Raw genomic sequence first — 1,725 nt, 5'->3', positions numbered from 1 at the left:
CACTCCCCACTCCCCACTCCCCACTCCCCACTCCCCACTCCCCACTCCCATCAACCCAGGAGCAAATTAACTCACACAATTGAGAACTGCACTATACTGAAAATAGTTCGATCAGAGTTAAATCCAGTCATAAACGTTTCCCAAAATCGTTGTTGTTAACAGAGCAGGAAGTACGAGAAAAATGAACAAAAATGTACTTAAAGATACCAACCTAATCTTAATCGAAAACAACTTCTTCCCTCTCCACACTCCCCCTCATCCCTACACTGCCCACACTTCGTACATTCGACGCACTCCCCAAACCGCCCGCACTCCCCAAACTCCCCATACTCTGCCCATACTATTCCCCCTATTCCCGATTCCCTGTTCCACACTGCTTAAATAATTACTGATTGAATCACTAACTTACTTCCAATGCCAAACAATCCCTTCATTGTCGGTAAGCCAGTTCCCCCAGAGCGTTTTGTGGGACGAACCGCTTTGATTGAAACCGCTTTTGATCAAATCTCCCATCGCAGTAACCTATCAGTGTGGGGAGGTCCGGGCATTGGAAAGTCTTCCTTTCTGGAATTACTCACTTGGCCGGAAATCTGGCGAATACACCAGACCGACCCATCCCAAGCAGTGATTGTGTTATTAAATTGCCTCAGTATTCATCCCTTCACAGGGTCTGGCTTCTGGGGAAAGGTCTTAAGCTTGATTAAAACTAAACTCGACAGCAATCCTGGCCTGCAAGCAGATATCGATAGATTCCTGCAAGACGGAAAAAGCACTGCTGAAGATTTCCGAAAAGTCTTGGGTAAGCTGGGAGCACACAACAAATTCTTAGTGTTGCTAGCGGATGATTATGATGCTGTTTTTCGCACTCATGAAACCTACACTGAAGCTGACATGGAAGCCTTTCTAAGTGAGTGTCGCAGCGTAGCCTATTTTGCTGAGGAAAGGCAATACCTCTCCATGATTGTCACCTCCTCTCGCCGTCTTAATGAACTTGGGCCGAGTCTCACTCCAGATAAATCCCCGTGGTACAATCACTATCTGTTTCGACAACTTAAGCCATTTACCAAGAATGAAGTAGATACTCTGCTATTTGGGATGCCGATGACACCGGCGTTGCGGGATGGTATTAAAGAGATTGCTGATGGACACCCGGTCTTGCTACAGAATGCCGGTTATCTGCTTTACCAAGAGTTACGATCTGGAGGAGACCTCGACCCTGTTACCTTTGCCCAAGAGTTCCAAAATACAACCCTACATATCTTTCAACAGATGTGGGAATTATCTAATCCCATCGAGCAAACGTTGTTAATGCTAATTGCCCTGTCTGAACTCAAGGGTCGATTGCGTAATCAGCGCTACGATATCAGTAATATTGATAACATTTTCAGTCAGCAGGAGCTAGAATTAGATGCTCTAGTGGGACAAGGAGTAATTAAACGTCAATACACGGAAGATAAGATCAATTATTCCTTTGCCTCTTCCATTATGGAGTGGTGGGTGGTTAAAAAAATCCAGAATAGTAATGAAACTGAACTAGAACAACGAAAGAAGGTATTTCTGAATGTGATGAGTTCAAAGCAAGCAGAAAAAGTAACCACAGCCATTCGTTGGTTATGGAATAATAAAGACCAAGTGCCATCTATCCTAGAATGGATTGGAAAAGTGACAGCTGCCCTTCCAAAAGGAGCAATTGGCGGATAAACTAAGAGATCGGAAGAGAAAACG

General features: G+C 44.6%; 2 protein-coding genes. Both read left to right on the top strand.

Features of this window, described 5'->3' with window-relative positions:
* Positions 1 to 181: 181 nt before the first annotated feature.
* The gene (locus tag F6K53_RS40215) at positions 182 to 385 is read left to right on the top strand and encodes a hypothetical protein (RefSeq protein ID WP_149030994.1); all 204 of its coding nucleotides are present in this window, start codon (positions 182 to 184) and stop codon (positions 383 to 385) included.
* A gap of 29 nt (positions 386 to 414) precedes the next feature.
* Complete coding sequence (locus F6K53_RS40210) at positions 415 to 1,701, top strand: ATP-binding protein (RefSeq protein ID WP_293085686.1); 1,287 nt, start codon at positions 415 to 417, stop codon at positions 1,699 to 1,701.
* The last annotated feature ends 24 nt before the right edge of the window (positions 1,702 to 1,725 follow it).

The organism is Moorena sp. SIO4A1 (genome assembly GCF_010672065.1).
Lineage (GTDB): Bacteria > Cyanobacteriota > Cyanobacteriia > Cyanobacteriales > Coleofasciculaceae > Moorena.
This window is presented reverse-complemented; position numbering and strand designations above follow the sequence as displayed.